At 68.2% G+C, this 21333-nt stretch carries 21 protein-coding genes and 1 rRNA gene; 18 read left to right on the plus strand and 4 right to left on the minus strand.

The window, feature by feature from the left end; all coding sequences use genetic code 11:
* Position 1 precedes the first annotated feature (1 nt).
* From rrf to LQZ85_RS06740, 18 genes are all read left to right on the plus strand, one after another.
* Positions 2 to 119: ribosomal RNA gene (gene rrf / locus LQZ85_RS06655) — 5S ribosomal RNA — on the plus strand.
* A 1293-nt stretch (positions 120 to 1412) separates the two neighbouring features.
* Positions 1413 to 2477: a hypothetical protein gene (locus LQZ85_RS06660; RefSeq protein ID WP_355705967.1), complete on the plus strand. Its 1065-nt coding sequence runs from the start codon at positions 1413 to 1415 to the stop codon at positions 2475 to 2477.
* A complete protein-coding gene (locus tag LQZ85_RS06665; RefSeq protein ID WP_187249865.1) occupies positions 2477 to 3514 on the plus strand; it encodes an HAD-IIA family hydrolase in 1038 nt (345 codons plus the stop codon). The genes LQZ85_RS06660 and LQZ85_RS06665 overlap by 1 nt, the downstream gene beginning before the upstream one ends.
* A gap of 63 nt (positions 3515 to 3577) precedes the next feature.
* Complete coding sequence (locus LQZ85_RS06670; RefSeq protein WP_171821925.1) at positions 3578 to 3754, plus strand: hypothetical protein; 177 nt, start codon at positions 3578 to 3580, stop codon at positions 3752 to 3754.
* A complete protein-coding gene (locus tag LQZ85_RS06675; RefSeq protein ID WP_053096856.1) occupies positions 3751 to 4548 on the plus strand; it encodes a TlyA family RNA methyltransferase in 798 nt (265 codons plus the stop codon). Before LQZ85_RS06670 ends, LQZ85_RS06675 begins: the two co-directional genes overlap by 4 nt.
* Complete coding sequence (locus tag LQZ85_RS06680) at positions 4545 to 5459, plus strand: NAD kinase (RefSeq protein ID WP_053096854.1); 915 nt, start codon at positions 4545 to 4547, stop codon at positions 5457 to 5459. Before LQZ85_RS06675 ends, LQZ85_RS06680 begins: the two co-directional genes overlap by 4 nt.
* A complete protein-coding gene (gene recN, locus LQZ85_RS06685; protein ID WP_230100694.1) occupies positions 5456 to 7147 on the plus strand; it encodes a DNA repair protein RecN in 1692 nt (563 codons plus the stop codon). The genes LQZ85_RS06680 and recN overlap by 4 nt, the downstream gene beginning before the upstream one ends.
* A gap of 17 nt (positions 7148 to 7164) precedes the next feature.
* Complete coding sequence (locus LQZ85_RS06690) at positions 7165 to 8883, plus strand: CTP synthase (protein WP_053096852.1); 1719 nt, start codon at positions 7165 to 7167, stop codon at positions 8881 to 8883.
* Between the two features lie 14 nt (positions 8884 to 8897).
* Positions 8898 to 9476: an NUDIX hydrolase gene (locus LQZ85_RS06695; protein WP_053099170.1), complete on the plus strand. Its 579-nt coding sequence runs from the start codon at positions 8898 to 8900 to the stop codon at positions 9474 to 9476.
* A gap of 2 nt (positions 9477 to 9478) precedes the next feature.
* Positions 9479 to 10381, plus strand: a complete 903-nt coding sequence (gene xerD, locus LQZ85_RS06700) for a site-specific tyrosine recombinase XerD (protein ID WP_230100695.1) — start codon at positions 9479 to 9481, stop codon at positions 10379 to 10381.
* A gap of 156 nt (positions 10382 to 10537) precedes the next feature.
* Complete coding sequence (locus LQZ85_RS06705) at positions 10538 to 11371, plus strand: ParA family protein (RefSeq protein WP_053099169.1); 834 nt, start codon at positions 10538 to 10540, stop codon at positions 11369 to 11371.
* Between the two features lie 58 nt (positions 11372 to 11429).
* On the plus strand, positions 11430 to 12248 hold the full coding sequence (locus tag LQZ85_RS06710; protein ID WP_072592317.1) for a ScpA family protein: 819 nt from the start codon (positions 11430 to 11432) through the stop codon (positions 12246 to 12248).
* The gene (gene scpB / locus LQZ85_RS06715) at positions 12238 to 12852 is read left to right on the plus strand and encodes an SMC-Scp complex subunit ScpB (protein ID WP_056278994.1); all 615 of its coding nucleotides are present in this window, start codon (positions 12238 to 12240) and stop codon (positions 12850 to 12852) included. Before LQZ85_RS06710 ends, scpB begins: the two co-directional genes overlap by 11 nt.
* Positions 12853 to 12928: 76 nt before the next feature.
* The gene (locus LQZ85_RS06720; RefSeq protein WP_056278993.1) at positions 12929 to 13717 is read left to right on the plus strand and encodes a pseudouridine synthase; all 789 of its coding nucleotides are present in this window, start codon (positions 12929 to 12931) and stop codon (positions 13715 to 13717) included.
* Positions 13714 to 14859: a prephenate dehydrogenase gene (locus LQZ85_RS06725; protein WP_082297845.1), complete on the plus strand. Its 1146-nt coding sequence runs from the start codon at positions 13714 to 13716 to the stop codon at positions 14857 to 14859. The genes LQZ85_RS06720 and LQZ85_RS06725 overlap by 4 nt, the downstream gene beginning before the upstream one ends.
* Positions 14852 to 15526 carry a (d)CMP kinase gene (gene cmk / locus LQZ85_RS06730; protein WP_056278992.1) on the plus strand — a complete coding sequence of 225 codons (675 nt, stop codon included), beginning with the start codon at positions 14852 to 14854 and terminating at the stop codon, positions 15524 to 15526. The genes LQZ85_RS06725 and cmk overlap by 8 nt, the downstream gene beginning before the upstream one ends.
* Positions 15519 to 17039: a ribosome biogenesis GTPase Der gene (gene der, locus LQZ85_RS06735; RefSeq protein ID WP_053096842.1), complete on the plus strand. Its 1521-nt coding sequence runs from the start codon at positions 15519 to 15521 to the stop codon at positions 17037 to 17039. The genes cmk and der overlap by 8 nt, the downstream gene beginning before the upstream one ends.
* A 108-nt stretch (positions 17040 to 17147) precedes the next feature.
* The gene (locus tag LQZ85_RS06740) at positions 17148 to 18086 is read left to right on the plus strand and encodes an NUDIX hydrolase (protein ID WP_230100696.1); all 939 of its coding nucleotides are present in this window, start codon (positions 17148 to 17150) and stop codon (positions 18084 to 18086) included.
* Between the two features lie 199 nt (positions 18087 to 18285).
* Here LQZ85_RS06740 and LQZ85_RS06745 read toward each other — a convergent pair whose 3' ends face one another.
* Genes LQZ85_RS06745 through LQZ85_RS06760 form a run of 4 tightly spaced genes read right to left on the minus strand, consistent with a single transcriptional unit; the run spans position 18286 to position 21329 of the window.
* Positions 18286 to 19740, minus strand: coding sequence for an HNH endonuclease signature motif containing protein (locus tag LQZ85_RS06745; protein WP_187249857.1), 1455 nt, complete (start codon positions 19738 to 19740; stop codon positions 18286 to 18288).
* 38 nt (positions 19741 to 19778) lie between these two features.
* Positions 19779 to 20165 (minus strand): RNA-binding S4 domain-containing protein, encoded by a 387-nt coding sequence (locus tag LQZ85_RS06750; RefSeq protein ID WP_053096838.1) that lies wholly within the window; start codon positions 20163 to 20165, stop codon positions 19779 to 19781.
* A complete protein-coding gene (locus LQZ85_RS06755) occupies positions 20165 to 20833 on the minus strand; it encodes a lysoplasmalogenase (protein ID WP_230100697.1) in 669 nt (222 codons plus the stop codon). Before LQZ85_RS06755 ends, LQZ85_RS06750 begins: the two co-directional genes overlap by 1 nt.
* A gap of 40 nt (positions 20834 to 20873) precedes the next feature.
* Positions 20874 to 21329 (minus strand): hypothetical protein, encoded by a 456-nt coding sequence (locus LQZ85_RS06760; RefSeq protein ID WP_053096834.1) that lies wholly within the window; start codon positions 21327 to 21329, stop codon positions 20874 to 20876.
* Positions 21330 to 21333 lie beyond the last annotated feature (4 nt).

Genomic DNA, 21333 nt, shown 5'->3' on the forward strand with positions numbered 1-21333 from the left:
TTTCGGCGGCCATAGCGTGAGGGAAACGCCCGGTTTACATTCCGAACCCGGAAGCTAAGCCTCACAGCGCCGATGGTACTGCAGGGGGGACCCTGTGGGAGAGTAGGACACCGCCGGACTTCTTTTAAGCAAATGGCCACCCATCGTTGGGTGGCCATTTTGCGTTAACAACATCTAGAACAGGGAGCATCATGCCGGAAGAGGAAGAGCGCCGTCCGCGTCGCAACAACGACCAGGGATCGCGCAGTAACCGACCTTCCGGAGGACGCTCGGAACAGAATCGCAGCAGCGGTCCGCGTCGCGACGACGCACCCCGCCGCGAGGGCGGTTACAGTCGTGACGGAGGAGCCCCCCGTTCTGGTGGGTACAACCGCGATGGTGGTGCCCCCCGTTCTGGTGGGTACAACCGCGATAACCGTGATGGTGGCGCTTCTCGTTCGGGCGGCTACAACCGCGACAACCGTGATGGTGGCGCTCCCCGTTCGGGCGGCTATAACCGCGATGGTGGTGCTCCGCGCACTGGCGGTTACAACCGCGATGGTGGTGCCCCGCGCACTGGCGGTTACAACCGCGACGGTGGGGCTCCCCGTTCGGGTGGGTACAACCGTGACAGCCGTGATGGTGGTGCTCCGCGTTCTGGTGGGTACAACCGCGACAATCGCGATGGTGGTGCTCCTCGCACTGGTGGGTACAACCGTGACAGCCGTGACGGTGGTGCTCCTCGCACTGGTGGGTACAACCGTGACAGCCGTGACGGTGGCGCTCCGCGTTCGGGCGGTTACAACCGTGACAGCCGTGACGGTGGCGCTCCTCGTACGGGCGGTTACAACCGTGACAGCCGTGACGGTGGCGCACCTCGTACCGGTGGCTACAACCGTGAAGGTGGCGCACCTCGTACCGGTGGCTACAACCGTGAAGGTGGCGCACCTCGTACCGGTGGCTACAACCGTGAAGGTGGCGCACCTCGTACCGGTGGCTACAACCGTGACGGTGGCGCACCTCGTACCGGTGGCTACAACCGTGAAGGTGGCGCACCTCGTACCGGTGGCTACAACCGTGACGGTGGTGCTCCCCGTACCGGTGGGTACAACCGCGACAACCGTGATGGTGGCGCTCCGCGTTCGGGCGGTTACAACCGTGACAGTCGCGACGGTGGCGCACCTCGTACCGGTGGCTACAACCGTGAAGGTGGCGCTCCCCGTACCGGTGGGTACAACCGCGACAGTCGCGACGGTGGCGCCCCCCGTACCGGCGGCTACAACCGCGACAACCGTGACGGTGGCGCACCGCGCTCGGGCGGCTACAACCGCGACAACCGCGATGGCGGGCCCCGCACGGGTGGCTACAACCGCGATGACCGCGCGCCGCGGCAGGACCGCGACTCGTCGCGCTCGTACCCGCAGCGTGGGGGAGTGGACCGTGAGCGTCCGGTGCAGGCATCGGGCGATCGTCCTCGCTTCAACGACCCGCACATCCCCGATGACGTCACAGCCCGCGACCTGCACACGTCGGCGCGCAATGAGCTGAAGACCCTGAGCAAGGAGAACGCCGACCTCGTCGCTCGTCACCTCGCGATGGCGTCGCGTCTCATCGACGAGGATCCCGCTCTCGCTCATGAGCACGCTCTCGCAGCATCCCGCCGTGCCGGCCGCATCGCGATCGTCCGCGAGACCCTCGGGATCACCGCCTATGCGACCGAGGACTTCGCTCTTGCGCTGCGTGAGCTGCGCACGTACCGCCGCATCTCCGGCAAGGACGATCAGATCGCCCTGATGGTCGACAGCGAGCGGGGCATCGGCCGCCCCGACCGTGCGCTCGAGACCGGTCGCGCTGTCGACCGGACCGCTCTGACCACGCCCGTCCGTGTCTCGCTGGCGATCGCCATGTCGGGTGCACGTCTGGATCAGGGCGACCTCGAACTCGCGCTCGGCGAACTCGAGATCCCTGAGCTCGACCCCGACCGCGCATTCGAGTGGAGCCCCGCGCTCTTCGCTGCGCGCGCCGCCGTGCTCGAGGACCTGGGGCGCACCGACGAGGCAGAGTTCTGGGCGCATCGCGCCGAGGTCGCTGCGGAAGCGCTGGGCGTCGACGAAGCCGGTGATGAGGAGATCATCATCGAAGACGGTCTCATCGAAGGTGACCTCGATGACGACCATGCTGAAGACGGCCGGTCCGATTCTGAGTCCGACGATTCTGAGTCCGACGATTCTGAGTCCGACGACTCGGAGTCCGACGATTCCGGGTCAGACGATTCTGAGTCCGAACTGGAGCCCGCCGAGTCCGACGAGACCATCGCGGCTGCAGGTGCTGAAGAGGCGGACACCGAGTCCGATATCGAGCCGGAACCGTCGATCGACGATGAGGTACGTGAGCTTCTCGGCGAGGACGAGGACGAGGACGAGGACGAGGACGAGGACGGCGATCCCGCCGACACCGACGCGAAGGGCACAGCATCCGAGACCTCTGAGGAGGCGTAGTGGGGCTGTTCTCCAAGAAGCCCGCGCTGCGCACGCCGCTCGACGGTGTCGACGCCGTGCTCGCTGACCTGGATGGCGTCGTCTATGCGGGTCCTGGCGCGCTGCCCTACGCGGTGGAGAGCCTCAACGCGGCCGGTGAGACCGCGAGACTCGGTTACATCACGAACAACGCGTCGCGCACCGACGCGTCGGTCGCCGAGCACCTCAGCAGCCTGGGTCTCGACGTCGCCCCGGCTGATGTCATCACCAGCCCGCAGGCCGCCATGCGGCTGCTCGCCGGGATCGTGCCCCCTCCCGCGACGCTGCTGATCGTCGGGGGAGCCGGGCTCGTGGACGAGGCCGAGAAGGCCGGTTACACGGTGACTCGCAGTGCTGAGGATGCTCCGGATGCGGTCGTGCAGGGCTTCGCCCCTGAGGTCGCCTGGACGGACCTGGCAGAAGCGGCGTTCGCCCTGAAGCTCCCCGAAGATGAGGGCGGCATCCCGTGGATCGCCACCAACACCGACTGGACGATCCCGCGCGAACGCGGCGTCGCCCCGGGCAACGGGACGCTCGTGTCCGCCGTGCACACGGCGATCGGCCGGCTCGCGACAGTCGCAGGCAAACCGGAGACTCCGATCTTCGAGGAGGCCACGTCGCGCTTCGGCGCGACGAAGCCGCTGTTCATCGGCGACCGTCTCGACACCGACATTCTCGGGGCGGTCAGGGCGGGTATCGACTCCGCGCTGGTGCTCACGGGCATCGACCGGCCGAAGCATGTGCTCGCGGCACCGGAAGGATCCCGTCCGACGTACATCCTGAGTGATCTGCGGGAACTGCACCAGCCGTACCCGGAGGTCACGTCCAAGGACGGCGTCTATTCGGTCAACGGCGCGTCTGTCCGCGTCAGCGGTGCGGATGTCGAGATCATCGCCGAGGGCGAGGCGCAGATCGATCTGCTGCGCGCCGGGGCAGCCGCGATCTGGGCTTCCGGGACACCGGTGTTCGTGCTTCGCGTCCCTGAGCGCCTCTACGACGACCCCTTCCACCGGCCCTGACGGGCGGCCGGGCCCTCGCCGTGGCTCCGCCGACGTGTCGGCCCTGCCGCGTACAGTAGAAGCGTGAGCGAAGAGACGACGAACGCACCGACCGATGGTCTGTGGAGTCGCCTGCGCCTGATCGAGGGGCAGCCTCTCGCTGCCAGAGCAGACGCGTACTCCGGGCTGCATGACGAGCTGTCCCGCCGCCTCGACAGCGGCGCGAGACTCGATCAGCGCGATGCGCCGGGCGCCCGATGACGCGACTCGACGCTGCCCTCGCCGCGCGAGGACTCGCCCGCTCACGCACCCACGCCGCAACCCTGATCGCCGACGGTCTGGTGAGCGTCGACGGCCGACCGGTCGTGAAGGCGTCGACGCCTGTCAGCGATGAGGCCGAGATCTCCGTCGCGGGTGCCGACCACTATGTCGGTCGCGGCGCGCACAAGCTGGTCGCCGCGCTCGACGGCTTCGGTATCTCTGCCGAAGGGCGCCTGGCGCTCGACATGGGCGCCTCCACCGGTGGCTTCACCCAGGTGCTGCGTGAGCGCGGAGCGCGCCGTGTGCTGGCCGTCGACGTCGGACACGATCAGATGGCCGCTGCCGTGGCATCCGATCCCGGTGTGGTGCGCGTCGAGGGGTACAACGTCCGATACATGACCCCAGAGAACCTGAGGGACGTGACCGGGGAGGACGCAGCCCCCGACCTCATCGTGGGCGACCTCTCGTTCATCTCGCTCGAGCATGTCCTGCCGGCCGTCGCGAGCGTGGCAGCGGCGGGATCCGACATCGTGCTGCTGGTCAAACCCCAGTTCGAGGTCGGTCGAACGGCCGTGCGCGGGGGACTGGTGACAGATCCCGCCACGCGCGCCGACGCCGTCGCGCGGACGGCGTGGAGCGCTTGGGACGCGGGGCTCGGCATGCTCGGCATCCTGTCCTCCCCGATTCTCGGGACCCACGGGAACACGGAATACCTTCTGCACCTCGCACCGGGCCGCGGCAGTGATCCGTCAGAATGGTCGGACCGCATCAACGAACTGACAGGGAGACGATGAACGAGCGCAACATCCTGGTCGTCGCCCATGCCGGCAGGGAAGACACGGTCGAAGCGGCCCTCCGCGTGGTCGATGCGCTGCGTGGCGCGGGGGCGCGCCCCGTGCTCGCCGCCGACGACAGCCTCGACCTGCGTGCCGTCGATGCCCGCTTCGCGGATGTCGACGTGCTCGGCGAGACGGTGCAGCAGGAGCAGCTCGAGCTCGCGATCGTCCTGGGCGGCGACGGCACGATCCTGCGAGCCGCCGAGCTGGTGCGCGGCTGCGCGGCTCCCGTGCTCGGGATCAACATGGGCCACGTCGGATTCCTCGCGGAGATCGACCGCGATGACATGGATGCCGCCATGCGCCGCGTCATCGACCGCGACTACGAGGTCGAAGAGCGTCTCGCGCTGTCGGTCCGGGTCAAGGACGTCGACGGCGAGGTGGTCTACGAGACGTTCGCCCTCAACGAGGCGACGGTCGAGAAGGCGAGTCGGGAGCGCATGATCGAGGTCGTGCTCGAGATCGACGGACGCCCCCTCTCGAGCTTCGGATGCGACGGAATGGTCGTGTCCACTCCGACCGGGTCCACGGCCTACAACTTCTCCGCGGGCGGTCCGGTCATCTGGCCGAGCGTCGAAGCCATCGCGGTGGTGCCGCTCTCGGCGCACGCGCTCTTCGCCAAGCCGCTGGTGGTCAGCCCCGATGCCGCCGTGGCCATCGAGATGCTCGAAGGCACGTCCGGCGCCGGCATCCTCTGGTGCGACGGGCGACGGTCCCACGACCTGCCGCCGGGGGCCCGAGTCGTCGTGCGGCGATCATCGCGCCCCGTGCGCCTCGCGCGTCTGCACCCGACCGCGTTCACCGATCGTCTGGTGCGCAAGTTCCAGTTGCCGGTCGCGGGATGGCGCGGGCAGGGGGCAGCCTCATGATCGAGGAGATGCGGATGCAGGGACTCGGCGTGATCGCCGACGCCGTGCTGCCTCTCGGGCCCGGATTCACCGCGATCACAGGTGAGACCGGTGCCGGCAAGACGATGGTCGTGACCGGCCTCGGCCTTCTGCTCGGTCAGCGCGCCGATTCCGGAGCGGTGCGTGCCGGTGCCACTCAGGCCTCGGTCGCGGGCGTGTGGATCGTCCCCGAGACCGGCGACGTCGCGGACATCGTGGCAGACGCCGGGGGCGAGCTGGAACCCGCCGGTTCCGGTGCCGCAGAGCTGTACGTCTCACGCACGCTGAGCGCCGAGGGACGCAGCCGTGCGAGCGTCGGAGGGCGCGCGGCGCCGGCGGGTGTGCTGTCGGCCCTGGCCGAGGAGCTGGTCGTCGTGCACGGTCAGTCCGAGCAGCTCAGGCTGCGCTCTGCCGCTGCGCAGCGCGATGCGCTCGATCGCTTCGGAGGAGCGCCGATCGCCCGGGCGCTCGACGCCTACGCATCGTCGTTCACCCGGTGGCGCGAACTGGATTCCGAAATCGCGGACATCACCGAGAACCGTGATCGCCGAGCCGACGAGGCCTCCCGGCTTCGGGAGGCACTTGCTCTCATCGAGGCTGCCGCCCCCGAACCGGGCGAGGACGTCGAGCTGTCGGCACGGGCCGAGCGCCTGGCGAACGCCGAGGAGCTGCGCCTCGCGGCCTCGCTCGCCCACGGCGCGCTCTCGAACGAAGACGGCGAGCCCGACGCATCCGCGTTGATCGCCGAGGCGCGTCGCGCGCTCGAACGGGTCTCCGACGCCGCGCTCACCGAGATATCCGCAGGCCTCGCCGACATCGGCTACAGGATCGCCGACATCGCCGGACAGCTCTCCGCCTACCTCGCCGATCTCGACGAATCGGGACCGCACGAGCTCGCGGCGGTCGAAGAGCGGCGCGCGGCACTGAGCACGCTCATCCGTGCGCACGGTTCGCTGGACGAGGCTCTCGAGCTGTGGCAGACCGGATCGACCCGGCTCGCCGAACTCGAAGACGACGGCGAGCGGCTCGCACGCCTCGAGGCCGAACGGGACGCCGCTCGTGCAGAGCTGGATTCCCGGGCCGAGGCACTGACCGCGGAGCGCACCGCAGCCGCAGCACGACTGGGCGTCGCCGTGAGCGATGAGCTGCACGAGCTCGCCATGCCGGACGCGACTCTCGAGGTCGCGGTCACGCCCGGGGCGGAGAGCGCTCACGGCCGCGACGACGTCGCCATCCTGCTCGCGCCCCACCCCGGTGCCGAACCCCGCTCCGTCTCGAAGGGGGCATCCGGCGGCGAGCTGTCGCGCGTGATGCTCGCCATCGAGGTCGTGATCGCCGGCACCGACCCCGTGCCGACCTTCGTCTTCGACGAGGTCGATGCCGGCATCGGCGGTGCGGCGGCGATCGAGGTCGGCCGACGACTCGCCCGACTCGCAGAGAAGTCGCAGGTGATCGCCGTGACTCATCTGGCTCAGGTCGCCGCGTTCGCCAACAACCACCTGTCCGTCGTGAAATCCCACGACGGAGCAGTCACCGCATCGAGTGTCCGCCGTCTCGAAGGCCAGGAGCGCGAGGCCGAGATGGCCCGACTGCTGTCCGGATTGACCGATTCGGATGCCGCGATCACCCACGCCCGAGAACTTCTCAGCCTCGGCGCCCTCACCTCCTGATAGGATCGAAGCCCGTGATGAACTCTTCTTCTGCGGGGCCCAAGAACGACACGACCAAGCACATCTTTGTGACGGGTGGTGTCGTTTCGTCTTTGGGTAAGGGGCTCACTGCCGCAAGCCTCGGCAACCTCCTCACCGCACGCGGACTCCGCGTCGTGATGCAGAAGCTCGACCCGTATCTCAACGTCGATCCGGGCACGATGAACCCGTTCCAGCACGGTGAGGTCTTCGTCACGGATGACGGTGCCGAGACCGACCTCGACATCGGCCACTACGAGCGCTTCCTCGACATCAACCTGTCGCAGGCGGCGAACGTCACGACCGGTCAGATCTACTCGCAGGTCATCGCCCGCGAGCGTCGCGGAGAGTACCTCGGCGACACCGTGCAGGTCATCCCGCACATCACCGATGAGATCAAGCGCCGCATGCGTCTGCAGGCGACCGAGGATCCTCGCCCCGACGTGATCATCACCGAGGTCGGCGGAACGGTCGGCGACATCGAGTCGCAGCCGTTCCTCGAGGCCGCTCGTCAGCTGCGTCACGAGCTCGGACGCGACAGCGTGTTCTTCGTGCACGTCTCGCTGGTTCCGTTCATGGGCGCATCCGGTGAGCAGAAGACGAAGCCGACCCAGCACTCGGTGGCGGCCCTCCGTCAGGTCGGCATCCAGCCCGATGCCCTCGTGCTCCGCAGCGACCGGCCTGTGAGCGAGAGCAACCGCAACAAGATCGCGCTCATGTGCGACGTCGACGCCGAGGGCGTCATCAACACGGTCGATCTGCCGAGCATCTACGACATCCCTTCGACGCTCAACGACCAGGGGCTCGACTCGTACATCGTGCGCCGCCTCGGACTCGACCAGAAGGCTGCCGACGAGGTGGACTGGTCGCGCTGGAGCAAGGTCCTCCACGCCGTGCACAACCCGAAGCACGAGGTCACCATCGGCCTGGTCGGCAAGTACATCGACCTGCCGGACGCCTACCTCTCGGTGACCGAAGCGCTGAAGGCCGGCGGTTTCGCACAGGAGACCAAGGTCAACATCCGCTGGATCCCGTCGGACCGCTGCGAGACCCCCGAGGGCGCCCGCGAGCAGCTCGCCGCACTCGACGGCATCTGCGTTCCCGGTGGCTTCGGCATCCGTGGGATCGAGGGCAAGCTCGGTGCGCTGAAGTTCGCGCGCGAGCAGGGAATTCCGACCCTCGGCCTCTGCCTCGGCCTCCAGTGCATGGTCATCGAATACGCCCGTGATGTCGCCGGCATCGAGGGCGCGTCGTCGAGCGAGTTCGACCCTGAGACGACCGAGCCGGTCATCGCCACGATGGCGGAGCAGATCGAGATCCTCGACGGTGGAGACCTGGGTGGCACGATGCGGCTCGGCCTCTACAAGGCGGCGCTGGCGGAGGGCTCCCTGGCGAGCGAGCTGTACGGCGGCCCCGAGGCGTCGGAGCGTCACCGCCACCGCTACGAGGTCAACAACGCCTACCGTGCGCGTCTCTCCGAGGCCGGTCTGGTCTTCTCGGGTCTCAACCCCGAGCTCGACCTGGTCGAGTACGTCGAGCTCCCGCGGGACGTCCACCCGTACTACATCGCCACCCAGGCGCACCCGGAGCTCCGCTCGCGCCCGACCGACCCGCACCCGCTGTTCCGTGGCCTGGTCGGGGCTGCGATCGAGCGTCACCGCTCGAGCGAGCTCTTCGACGTCGAGGCCGATGCCGAGTTCGGCGAAGCAGTCGCCTGAGCGTGGCGAAGCCCATGTCTGAGTTCGATGAGCTGAGAGACGAGCCCTTCCAGCCGGAGGTTCTGCAGAGCGACCTCGTCTACGAGGGTGCCGTCTGGAATGTGCGCGACGACCGTGTGCGTTACGGCGACGGGGAGATCCGCCGTCAGTATGTCGCGCACACCGGCGCCGTGGCGATCCTCGCGCTCGATGACCAGGGTCGTGTGCTGCTGATCCAGCAGTACCGGCATCCGATCCGTCACCGCGACTGGGAGCTGCCGGCAGGTCTGCTCGACATGCCGGGGGAGGAGCCCCTCGCGGCAGCTCAGCGCGAGCTGGCGGAGGAGGCCGATCTCGTCGCCGCGCACTGGGAGCCGCTCGTATCGTCGTGGACGACCCCGGGTGGCAACGACGAGGTCATCCACGTCTTCCTCGCGAGTGGTGTGTCGACGGCGAACGAAGCGCACGCGCGCGTGGACGAAGAGGCTGACATCCGCGTGGAGTGGGTGCCGCTCGATGCCGCGGTCGCCGCGGTGCTCGATGGGCGGATGCGCAACGGCATCCTCAGCATCGGCGTCCTCGCGGCCGCCCAGAGGCTGCGCGACCGGAGCTGAGCATGCAGCTCGACCGAGCGTTGGACACGTATCTGCGCCACGTCACGATCGAGCGCGGTCTCAGCGAGCACACTATCTCGGCGTATCGACGCGACCTCGACACGTATCTGGAGTGGCTCGTGTCCGAGGAGGTGACGGACACCGCTGAGATCAGCGCTGCGGTCGTCGGACGCTTCATCGCCGATCGCTCCGGGGCCGATCCGGCTCCTGCGGCGACGAGCCTCGCCCGTCTGCAGTCGTCGGTGCGCGGATGGCACCGGTTCCTGGCGCGTGAAGGGATCGAACCGGATGACCCGAGCGGCCGTCTCCGTCCGCCCAAGGCCCCGCGGCGTCTGCCGAAGGCGCTGACGATCGACCAGGTCGAGAGCCTCCTCGGCGCCCCCAGCGCGGAGGATCCGCTGGGCATCCGTGACCGGGCCCTGCTCGAGCTGCTCTACGCGACCGGCGCTCGTGTGTCGGAGGCCGTCGGGCTCGACGTCGACGACCTCGCTCATGGCGATGTCCTGCGCCTCCGCGGCAAGGGGTCGAAGGAACGTATCGTGCCGATCGGCTCGTTCGCCCGCGCAGCGGTGGACGCGTACCTCACCCGGGTCCGTCCCGGGCTCGCAGTGAAGGGTCGGGCGTCGGCGCGGCTGTTCCTCGGCGCGCGCGGTGCGCCCCTGTCACGCCAGAGCGCCTGGCTGGTCATCCGCGCGGCCGCGGAGAACGCGCACATCACCGCCGAGGTCTCACCGCACACGCTGCGGCACTCGTTCGCCACGCACCTGCTGCAGGGCGGCGCAGACGTGCGCGTCGTGCAGGAGCTGCTCGGACACGCCTCGGTCGCGACGACCCAGATCTACACGCACGTGTCTGTCGACACGCTGCGCGACATCTACGCGACGTCGCACCCTCGCGCCCGGTGAGCCGAGCTGCGGCCAAAACGCGGGATCGCCGCGGGCGAGGCGTGGAACCCTCCGGGCGATCGGTAGACTCGATCAAGCACGAAACGAGCAGGAGAATCGGTGGCTGAGAACGCGGCGAAGTCCAGGGCGAAGACGTCGAAGACCGACGACACCCCCATGGGACCCACCGGGCGTCCCTATCACGGCTTCGCGACCCCTGCTCCGCTCGCCTCGCATGGTCCCGCCCGCATCATCGCCCTCTGCAATCAGAAGGGCGGCGTCGGCAAGACGACGACCTCGATCAACCTCGCCGCGGCCCTCGCCGAATATGGCCGGAAGGTCCTCGCGGTCGACTTCGACCCGCAGGGCGCACTGTCGGCTGGTCTCGGGATTCAGACGCACGATGTGCCCACGATCTACGATCTGCTGCTCGACACCAAGCGCGACGCACATGATGCGATCGTGCACTCGGGTGTCGAAGGCCTCGACGTCATGCCGGCGAACATCGACCTGTCGGCCGCTGAGGTGCACCTCGTGAACGAGGTCGCCCGCGAGACGATCCTCGCCCGTGTCCTCCGCCAGGTCGCGGGGGAGTACGACGTCATCCTCATCGACTGCCAGCCCTCGCTCGGTCTGCTGACGGTCAACGCGCTGACCGCCGCTCACGGCGTCATCATCCCGCTCGAGTGCGAGTTCTTCGCGCTTCGCGGTGTGGCGCTGCTGATCGAGACGATCGACAAGGTGCGCGACCGGCTGAACCCGTCGATCACCATGGACGGCCTCCTCGCCACCATGTACGACCCGCGCACCCTGCACTCGCGTGAGGTTCTCGAGCGTGTGGTCGAGGCGTTCGGGGACGACGTCCTGGAGACCGTGATCGGTCGAACCGTCAAGTTCCCCGATGCATCGGTGTCCGGTGTGCCGATCACCGAGTTCGCTCCGGAGCACGCTGCCGCGCAGGCGTACCTGCGACTGGCGCGGGAGCTGGTCGCCCGTGGCGCTGTCGCCTGAGCTCGAGCCGCCAGACACCCCGGCTCAGTCCGTCTCGCCCGTTCAGTCCGTCGCGGACATCGGCTCAGACATCGCTGACACCGCACCGCCGGCGGATCCCGGGTTCCGCGTCTCCCTGTCGAACTTCGACGGCCCGTTCGACCTTCTGCTGAACCTCATCTCGAAGCACGAGATGGACATCACCGAGGTGTCGCTGAGCGCCGTCACGAACGAGTTCATCGCATACCTCAAGGAGCTCGACGACGACGAGGAGCTCGATCAGGCGTCCGAGTTCCTGGTGGTCGCAGCGACGCTGCTCGACATGAAGGTGGCGGGACTGCTGCCTCAGGGCGAGCTGGTGGATGCCGAAGCCGTCGCTCTCCTCGAAGCACGTGACCTCCTCTTCGCGCGACTCCTGCAGTACCGCGCCTTCAAAGAGGTCTCGGCGTGGTTCGCCCGATGCCTGCAGCGCGAGGACCGTCGGCACGTGCGTGCTGTCCGGCTGGATGAGAAGCACAGGCGAAAGACCCCCGAGCTCGTGTGGTCGCTCAGCGCGGATGACTTCGCCGCGCTCGCGCTCCTCGCGTTCGCGCCGAAGGAGATCCCGCATGTCGGCCTCGATCACCTGCACGCTCCGCTCGTCAGCATCCGCGAACAGGCCGCGATCGTGGTCACTCTGCTGCGCGCGGCGGAGTCCGTGAGCTTCCGCGAGCTGGTCGCAGGTGTGAGCGAGCCCGGGATCGTGGTCGCGCGGTTCATCTCCGTTCTGGAGCTCTACCGGCACGCCGCACTCTCCTTCGAGCAACTGGAACCGCTCGGCGAGCTCACGCTGCGCTGGGCAGCCGACTCCTGGTCGGACGAGACACTGGCATCCCTGGGAGCCGACTATGACCGATGACACCGTTGACGCAGCGACCGGAGCCGTGACCGAGCCGGCCGTGCGTGACACGCCCCTCTCCGAGCGCATCGAGGCGATCCTGCTGATCATCGACGAGCCGATCGGACTCGTCGCTCTCGCCGCTGCCGTCGGATCACCGGTCGCGGCCGTCCGACAGACGATCGAGACGCTGGTCGACGATTACGACGGCAAGGGTCACGGACCGCGACGGGGTTTCGAGCTGCGTGAGGTCGGCGGGGGGTGGCGCCTGTACGTCCGGGAGGATCACGACGACGTCGTCGCGGAGTTCGTCGGGGGACAAGCGCCGGCGCGACTCTCGCAGGCGGCGCTCGAGACGCTCGCGGTGATCGCCTACAAGCAGCCCGTCACGCGCAGCCAGGTGGCGTCGATCCGCGCGGTGAACGTCGACTCCGTCGTGCGGACGCTCCTCGCACGAGGTCTCATCACCGAGCTGTTCGCGGACTCCGAGACCGGCGCCATCAACTACGGCACGACCGACGCGCTGCTGCAGCACCTGGGCATCAACTCGCTCGACGAGCTGCCCCCCATCTCTCCTCTGCTCGACGACGGCGCGGACGGCTTCGACGAAGGGACCATCCGATGATCTCGGTCGTCCTGACGGCGGCGACCGGCCGCAACGGCGCGACGCGCAGAATCAGTTTCAACGAAGGGACCATCCGATGAGCGGCTTCGAGACACCAGAGGGCATCCGCCTGCAGAAGGTGCTGTCGGCGGCGGGCGTGGCCTCGCGACGCGTGATCGAGCAGTACATCGTCGAAGGGCGCATCCGTGTCAACGGCGTGACCGTCACCGAGCTCGGCCGTCGCGTCGACCCGGAGACCGATCTCATCGATGTGGACGGCACCGCTGTTCAGCTCGACGTGTCGAAGCGCTATGTGATGCTGAACAAGCCCACCGGGGTCGTCAGCAGCATGCGAGACGAGAACGATCGCCCCGATCTGCGCCGGTTCACCGAGGACTACGAGGAGCGGCTGTACAACGTCGGGCGGCTCGACGCGGAGACCAGCGGGCTGCTCGTGCTGACCAACGACGGAGACCTCGCTCACGTGCTCGCTCACCCGTCGTTCGGGGTGACCAAGGTCTACATCGCCAAGGTGGAAGGCGAAGTGACCGCGCAGACGATCTCGAAGCTCACCCGGGGCATCGAGCTCGACGACGGTCCGATCGCGGCAGACAAGGCGAGGCTGCTCGACACCTCTCGCGGGTCGAGTCTCGTCGAGCTGACGCTGCACTCCGGGCGCAATCGCATCGTCCGACGGATGCTGGCAGCGGTCGGCCACCCGGTGACCGAACTCGTGCGCCGCCAGTTCGGCCCGCTGCACCTGGGAACCCTCCCGGTTGGGAAGACGCGCGAACTGACTAAAATCGAACTCGGCGCACTCTTGACTCTGTCGCGCCGTGATTCCGGTGTCGCCGAGGCGCCAGGCGAGCAACAGGAGAACGAGTGACCGATACGACGAGTGCGCCCACGGGGGCTCGGAGTTCTGTCGCGCCACGAATCGCGGCCAGACTCTCGGGAACCGTTCGCGTCGTCGGCGCCGGGCTGCTCGGCGCGAGCATCGGACATGCCCTTCGTGCGAAGGGTGTCGACGTGGTGCTCGCCGACACCTCGCCCGCCCAGCTGCGTCTCGCGATCGACTACGGGGCGGGCCGCTCGGCCGCCGAGGACGATTCGCCGGTGCTGATCGTGGTCGCCGTGCCGCCGGATGTCACCGCGGATGTCATCGAGTCGGAGCTGAGTCGTTTCCCTCACGCTGTCGTCACCGACGTGGCGAGTGTCAAGCTCGAGCCCCTGCACAGCCTGCAGCACCGTGGCGTCGACCTCACCCGCTACATCGGCTCGCACCCCCTCGCCGGACGCGAGCGCGGCGGAGCGATCTCTGCGCGCGCCGACCTCTTCGTGGGCCGCCCCTGGGTGGTGTGCCGGGATGCCGACACGACCGCCACCGATCTCGCGCTCGTCGAAGCGCTCGCCCTCGATGTCGGAGCGATGCCGCTCGAGATGACTCCCGAGGAGCACGACCGCTCGGTCGCTCTCACCTCCCACGTTCCTCAGGTCGTCGCGAGCCTGCTCGCCGGCCGTCTCGCCACCGCCGACGAGGGTGCGCTGCGCCTCTCCGGCCAGGGCGTCCGCGACACGACGCGTATCGCGGCATCCGCACCCGAACTCTGGGTGCAGATCCTCGGAGCGAACGCCGGGCCCGTGGTCGAGATCCTCGACGCTCTGGCATCCGATCTCCGCGAAGTGTCGGACGCTCTGCGCGCGCCCGAGGCCCCCGGGGCTCGGCGTGTGGTCGCCGAGACGATCCGGCAGGGCAACGACGGCGTCGAACGTCTTCCCGGAAAGCATGGGCAGAACCAGCGATTCGAGTCCCTGGTCGTGATGGTCGACGACACCGCCGGCCAGCTCGGTCGACTGTTCGGCGAACTCGGAGAGCTCGGCGTCAACGTCGAGGACCTCCGTCTCGAGCACTCGCCGGGCGCGCAGTTCGGCCTGGCCGAGATCAGCGTCGACCCTGCTGCGCTGCACGGGGCGATCACCGGACTTCAGGAACGCGGCTGGCGGATTGCAGGTACGACCAATGACTGATTTCATCGCGATCGACGGGCCCGCCGGCTCCGGCAAGTCCAGCGTGTCCAAGGCGGTCGCTCGGGCTCTGGGCTTCGGCTACCTCGACACCGGCTCCGCGTACCGCGCTCTCGCCTGGCATGTGCTGGATCGAGGCACCGACACGGCGGATGCCGCGGCGGTGCTCGACGCCGTCTCCGACTTCCCTGTGCGCCTCGGCCTCGACCCCGACGATCGCACCGTGCTCGTCGGAGAGGTCGACGTCACGGACGCGATCCGCGAACCATCGGTCTCGAGCGCGGTGAGCGGCGTCGCCCGTGTGCCCGAGGTGCGGGACCGGGTCAATCGTCTCTTCCGCACCCTCGTCGCCGAGGCGCCGTACCCGGCGGTCGTCGTCGAGGGGCGGGACATCACCACCGTGGTGGCTCCCGACGCCCCGGTGCGCATCCTCCTCACGGCTGCGCCCGAGGTGCGCGCCGCACGACGTGCCGGCGAGCTCGCCGGCGAGAACGCCGAGGCCGTCGCGGCCGCACTGCACAAGCGCGACGCATCAGACAGCGCCGTCGTCGACTTCCTGAACGCCGCAGACGGCGTCGAGGTCGTCGATTCGACGGAGCTCGATTTCACACAGACCATCGACGCCGTCCTCGCGGTGATCGAACGAATCCGAGGAGTACACCATGGCTGACGACGAATACGAAGGCGGCCCCGACCAGCTCGCCGAGAAGATGGAGTCGCTCGACGAGCAGCTCGCCGAGGCGCGCGCCGAGACCCTGCGCGCCGGCCTCGCCGACTACGACCTGGACGATGAAGATGCCGCCCTTCTCGCCGGCATCACGATGGGTGAGGACGGGATCCAGTTCTTCCCGGCCCTGCCGGTCGTCGCGATCGTCGGTCGACCGAACGTCGGCAAGTCGGCTCTCGTCAACCGCATCCTCGGCCGTCGTGAGGCAGTCGTCGAGGACACCCCCGGCGTGACCCGCGACCGCGTGACGTACAAGGCCGAGTGGGCCGACCGTCGCTTCTCGCTCGTCGACACGGGCGGCTGGGAGCCCGACGCCCGCGGCATCGACCGCTCGGTCGCCGCGCAGGCGGAGGTCGCGATCGACCTCGCCGACATCGTGCTGTTCGTCGTCGACGCCATGGTCGGCGCCACGTCGACCGATGAGCACGTCGTGAAGCTGCTGCGCAAGAGCGGCAAGCCGGTCTTCCTCGTCGCCAACAAGATCGACGACGCTCGTCAGGAGCCTGAGGCTGCGGCTCTCTGGAACCTCGGCCTCGGCGAGCCCTACCCGGTGTCGGCGATCCACGGTCGTGGCGTCGCCGATCTGCTCGACCAGCTGCTGAAGAAGCTGCCGGATGTCTCCGCGGTCGCGAAGGCCGAGATCGGCGGGCCGCGGCGCGTCGCGATCCTCGGTCGCCCGAACGTCGGCAAGTCCTCGCTGCTCAACAAGGCGGCCGGCGAAGAGCGCGTGGTCGTGAACGACCTCGCGGGAACCACCCGTGACCCGGTCGATGAGATCGTCGAGCTCGGTGGCAAGCTCTGGCGCCTCGTCGACACCGCCGGCATCCGCCGCCGGGTGCACATGGCGCAGGGTGCTGACTTCTACGCGTCGCTGCGCACGTCCGCTGCTCTCGAGAAGGCGGAGGTCGCGGTCGTCGTCCTCGATGTGTCCGAGACGATCAGCGAGCAGGACGTCCGCATCATCGATCTCGTGCTCGAGTCGGGCCGCTCTCTCGTGCTGGCATTCAACAAGTGGGATCGTCTGAACGACGACGACCTCGAGAACGCCGATCGACGTCGGTACCTCGAGCGTGAGATCGAGCAGGACCTGGCGCACGTCGCCTGGGCACCCCGCGTGAACATCTCGGCCAAGACCGGTCGTCACCTCGACAAGCTCGTGCCGGCGCTCGAGACGGCGCTGGAGAACTGGGACCGTCGCATCCCGACGGGCAAGTTCAACGCCTTCCTCGCAGAGCTCGTCGCCGAGCACCCGCACCCGCTGCGTGGCGGAAAGCAGCCGCGCATCCTGTTCGGCACGCAGGCATCGACGCGTCCGCCGACGTTCGTGCTGTTCACGACGGGATTCCTCGACCCGGGCTACCGCCGCTTCATTCAGCGTCGTCTGCGCGAGCTCTACGAATTCGACGGAACTCCGATCGTCATCAACATGAGGGTCCGCGAGAAGCGCCAGCGCTGATCGCACCCGATTCGACAGCTGTGCCCGCGCGAATCCGCGCGGGCACAGCTGTTCCCGCGTATGACCCCGGCGGATGCCGACAGCCGGATGCTGTGACAGGCTGAAGGGGTGACTGTCGTACCTCCCGCCGCAGGTGAACCCCGCCGCCCAGATGGGCCACGAAACCCGGGCGACGCCTGGGTGATCGCCCCCTCGGGGGAGAAGTACTGGGGGCGCTTCGGCGCGGCTGGACTGCTCGCCGTCGATCCGGAACGCGGGATCCTTCTTCAGCACCGGGTGTCCTGGTCGCACTTCGGTGGGACATGGGGGTTGCCTGGCGGCGCCATGCACGAGGGCGAGAGCGCGATCGTGGGCGCAGTGCGCGAGGCGCAGGAAGAGGCCGGGGTTCCGGATGCGGCCGTGCGACCCCGGTTCACCAGCGTGCTCGATCTGGACGTGTGGTCGTACACGACCGTCATCGCCGATGTGGTGCGTCCGTTCGACCCCGTGATCAGTGACCCCGAGAGCGTGGCTCTCGAGTGGGTGCCCGTCGATGAGGTGGACGCACGGCCGTTGCACCCCGGTTTCGGTAGCGCCTGGCCCGCTTTGCGCACCCTGCTCGATGTGCGCCTGTCGCTCGTCGTCGACGCCGCCAACGTGGTCGGCTCTGTGTCGAACGGATGGTGGAGAGATCGTGCCGGTGCGACGGCTCGTCTTGCCTCGCGCCTCGACGGACTCGCTGTGCCCGCGGCCGACCTCGGGGTCGGGGGAGCGACCTGGTTCCCGGAGATCGCTCTCGTCGTCGAGGGACAGGCGCGCGGGATCGTGACTCCGTCGTCGGACGCCGATGCGGAGGTGCCCGAGCTGCTTCCCGCAGGTGGCGTCTCGATCGTCCGCGCCGACGGGGGCGGAGACGATGCGATTGTGGCTGAGGTGGAGCGTCGGACGCATGCTGGGCAGCATGTCGTGGTCGTCTCGAGCGACCGCGAGCTGCAGAACCGCGTCGACGCAGCGGGCGCGGCGCAAGTGCGCTCGGCGGGCTGGCTGTTGAGCGTGCTCCCGCAATAGTCGGGGCCGCTTTCGTCTCAGTGCGTGCTCCGCTCCGTCTCAGCGCGCGCTCCGCTTCGTCTTGGCTGTGCTGCCTCGCCCGACGGTGGCTGCGCTCAGCGTGAGGGGTGTTGCGCTCAGCCTGAGGGGTGTTGCGCTCAGCGTGACGCGTGCTGCGCTCAGCGTGAGGATGCTGCGCTCAGCGTGACGTGTGATGCGCTCAGACGAACATCACTCTTCGTCGCGGTGGGTCGACATACTCGCGGCCGAGCGGACTCGTCCACGTGAGCGACCCGTCAGAAGTCTGGCGCGCCGTCCACCGATGCCGCTCATGGATGTCCGGATGCTTGAGCGAGTGGTGCGTCGTGCAGAAGTGGCTGAGATTGTCGACGCGCGTGCGTCCACCACGGGCGTGGTCGTGGTTGTGGTCGATCTCGCAACGATGCACCGGCATCCTGCATCCGGGAAACCTGCAGTGCTGATCGCGCGCTCTGAGGAACCGCCGCATCTGCTCTGTCGGGGAGTAGGAGTCGGTCTCCGTGACCAGTCCCTGCGCGTCGAGGAACAGACGCGCCCACCCGGTGCGATGTCCTGCGAGTCCCCGCGCGACGTCGGGATCGAGCGGCCCGTGTCCGTCGAGTTCAGCGGGACGATCGTCCTCCCCGGCGAGAGTGCTTGCAGCGACGGTGACCTGGATACGGGCGGAGATGTTCTCCAGCCCTGTGCCTGTCGCTTCGCTCGGATCGGCAGTGAGGAGCAGGTCAGCCAGCACATCGGCGCGCATCTGGTCGAATGTGCGAGCGTCGCCGGAGAGGTGCTCGATGTCAGGGCTCGAGGGGTCGGCCATCGGGTCGATCAATCCGGCAAGCGGGTCGGTGACGAACGTGCCGTCGGCGGCGATCACCGCTGTGTCGAAGTAGGACTCGTATCGGGGATCATCGGGCGAGAGGTCGTCGAGGTAGAGCGAGCCCTCCGGTTCGTCCAGCGGCTCGAGGATAGGCTCCTGCTCGTTGCGGGTGCGAGTGATGTGCCGGGCCATCTGCGTGAGTCGATCGGAGATCGCCACCGCGACCCACTCGGGCAGGATCGCCGTGAGGGCAGCAAGCCCGTCGCCGACGGACTTGACGGTGACACACCGTTCCGCGGCCGCTCGGCGATGCTGCTCGACGACGGTCTCGCCGACGAGAGCTGCCGCCACCTGACGTGCATGGGTCTTCGTTCTCGGTGCCGTGTCGTTCTCAGCGACCACCAGAACAGCAGCCTCGTAGAGGCTCATCGTCTCGGCGTCCACCCGCCCATCGCGGATGGCGTCGTCGACGATCTCGCTCGCACGCACGATCTCACGGACATGACGCACGCTGATCGACCCGACAGAGAAGGCGGCCTGCACGGCCGGGAGCGTGCGCGTCAGAGTGCGTGCATCGGTGAAGGCGTACTCGACCGAACCTTTCGGGATGTGACCGGCCGCGGAGTACTCTGCGACCATCGAGCGGTAGATCGCCTCGCGATGGTGCGGGCTCTCCGAGACGTCGCTGTCGTGCATGCCGATCCGCTCGACCAGCAGCGCGTAGGACTCGGCCTCGAGCGCAGCGATCTGGCGGCGCGTGGCGACCCATTCGTCGAGCAGGCGGCAGCGCTCCTCGAGATCGAGGTCGAAGTCGGTACGCCGGGTCATAGGTCCACATTAGAACCTATGTTCGACAGCATCCAGGCTTAACCCTGGAATATGCCGTCATCCTCGTATCCTCGCCCGCGCAGCTTGTCGATGTCGCGACGCTCACGCTTCGTCGGTCGCCCCGCCCCCCGATCACGCAGTCCGAGAGCCGCCTGCGGTTCGCGCTCCGGTGTGCGGTCCTCATATGCCAGCGCAGCGAGAGGGGCACCGACGCGCTTGACGAGCAGCTGACGCACGATGAGAATCCGATCGAATCCGGCGATCCGGATGCGCAGTTCGTCGCCGACGCGGATGTGCTGAGCAGCCTTCACTTTGTCGCCGTTCACGCGCACATGCCCCGCACGGCATGCAGTGGTCGCGGCCGAGCGCGTCTTGTAGACGCGGATCGCCCAGAGCCAGCTGTCGACCCGTGCTGCATCCGCCATCAGATGTCTCGCTTTCTCAGTGCGATCAGGGTGCCGGCGATGATCAGACCCTGCCCGAGCGTGTAGGTGGCCATGATGGCGGGGCTGCTCCAGTCCGGCAGGGAACCGGGCAGGAAGAGCCGAAGAGCCAAGAGAGTGTCGCTGGCGAGGAAGAAGGCGCCGCCGATCGACACGAGCCCAGAGCATCGAGTGGCGGTGGCCGCTGTGCTCGCGAGGACGAGACCGTAGACAGCCACCGCGATCAGCAGCCCACCGGCGTGCGGACCGATAAACACCAGCATCACCACCCACCACGCGGCGTAGACGAGCGCCCACCACGGCATCCGCCGCGCGGCGAGATGGCGGATGAAGAGCGCGATGTATGCCAGGTGCGCGATGCCGAAGAACAGGAGCATCAGAGGCACTTCGGGCGCCGCGGGGACGAACACCCCTGCGCTGTCGCCGAGCCACGAGAACAGGAGCGCCGCGATGGTCAACGCCAGCGCGGAGCGCTCCGCGGCGCGACCCACCGACACGAACACGGGCACGGCGAGCAAAGGCATGAGCAGGAGCTTCGTCGGCCCGGCTGCGGGGCTGCCCACGCTCAGCAGCGCCACGTGAGCCGCCGATGCCGCCGCATAGGGCAGAAAGGCCCAGAGAAGCGGGTCGGACGGACGGCGTCGCTGCATCTCACCATCGTAGGGCGGGATCGAACGCGGTCAGCCTCGCTCAGGATTCGACCGTGACCTGGGTGATCTGACCGTCGGCACCGAGGTGCACGGCGGGCCAGTAGCCCTCGGGGAAGTGCTGGCCGCAGGTGTCGATGAAATGGAGCACGACCGTGCCATCGGACGAAGCTTCGAGCGTCTCGAGGGTGAGGTCGGTCGCCGCGTCGTCGAGCTCGTGCTGCTCCGGGGCCGCATTGCTGAAGGCGGCGACGACCGCATCCGTCGCCAGTCGTCGCAGGACGCCGAGGGCGGCTATGGTCTGATGCACATGGGGGAGCAGTGCGGCAGCCTCATCGGCATCGGTGCCCTCGATCATGAGATCGAGAGGGGCGCCGGCGACGACCGTGCCGCCTGCATACCAGTCATGGGTCAGTACCGTTCCGTCGGACAGCTCGGTCGTGGCGCGCGTGAGGGTGCCCAGTTCGGGATCTTCGATGGTCGGGTTCTCGTCGCTCATGTCA

Origin of the sequence: Microbacterium sp. Bi98 (assembly GCF_918698045.1) — a bacterium.
GTDB lineage: Bacteria > Actinomycetota > Actinomycetes > Actinomycetales > Microbacteriaceae > Microbacterium.

Excerpts from the sequence above, each read along its gene's own strand:
- LQZ85_RS06675 (WP_053096856.1), top strand. The coding sequence starts at position 3,751 with ATGACGCGACTCGACGCTGCCCTCGCCGCGCGAGGACTCGCCCGCTCA.
- LQZ85_RS06680 (WP_053096854.1), top strand. The coding sequence starts at position 4,545 with ATGAACGAGCGCAACATCCTGGTCGTCGCCCATGCCGGCAGGGAAGAC.
- recN (WP_230100694.1), top strand. The coding sequence starts at position 5,456 with ATGATCGAGGAGATGCGGATGCAGGGACTCGGCGTGATCGCCGACGCC.
- LQZ85_RS06690 (WP_053096852.1), top strand. The coding sequence starts at position 7,165 with ATGAACTCTTCTTCTGCGGGGCCCAAGAACGACACGACCAAGCACATC.
- LQZ85_RS06695 (WP_053099170.1), top strand. The coding sequence starts at position 8,898 with ATGTCTGAGTTCGATGAGCTGAGAGACGAGCCCTTCCAGCCGGAGGTT.
- xerD (WP_230100695.1), top strand. The coding sequence starts at position 9,479 with ATGCAGCTCGACCGAGCGTTGGACACGTATCTGCGCCACGTCACGATC.
- LQZ85_RS06705 (WP_053099169.1), top strand. The coding sequence starts at position 10,538 with ATGGGACCCACCGGGCGTCCCTATCACGGCTTCGCGACCCCTGCTCCG.
- scpB (WP_056278994.1), top strand. The coding sequence starts at position 12,238 with ATGACCGATGACACCGTTGACGCAGCGACCGGAGCCGTGACCGAGCCG.
- LQZ85_RS06720 (WP_056278993.1), top strand. The coding sequence starts at position 12,929 with ATGAGCGGCTTCGAGACACCAGAGGGCATCCGCCTGCAGAAGGTGCTG.
- cmk (WP_056278992.1), top strand. The coding sequence starts at position 14,852 with ATGACTGATTTCATCGCGATCGACGGGCCCGCCGGCTCCGGCAAGTCC.
- der (WP_053096842.1), top strand. The coding sequence starts at position 15,519 with ATGGCTGACGACGAATACGAAGGCGGCCCCGACCAGCTCGCCGAGAAG.
- LQZ85_RS06745 (WP_187249857.1), bottom strand. The coding sequence starts at position 19,740 with ATGACCCGGCGTACCGACTTCGACCTCGATCTCGAGGAGCGCTGCCGC.
- LQZ85_RS06750 (WP_053096838.1), bottom strand. The coding sequence starts at position 20,165 with ATGGCGGATGCAGCACGGGTCGACAGCTGGCTCTGGGCGATCCGCGTC.
- LQZ85_RS06755 (WP_230100697.1), bottom strand. The coding sequence starts at position 20,833 with ATGCAGCGACGCCGTCCGTCCGACCCGCTTCTCTGGGCCTTTCTGCCC.
- LQZ85_RS06760 (WP_053096834.1), bottom strand. The coding sequence starts at position 21,329 with ATGAGCGACGAGAACCCGACCATCGAAGATCCCGAACTGGGCACCCTC.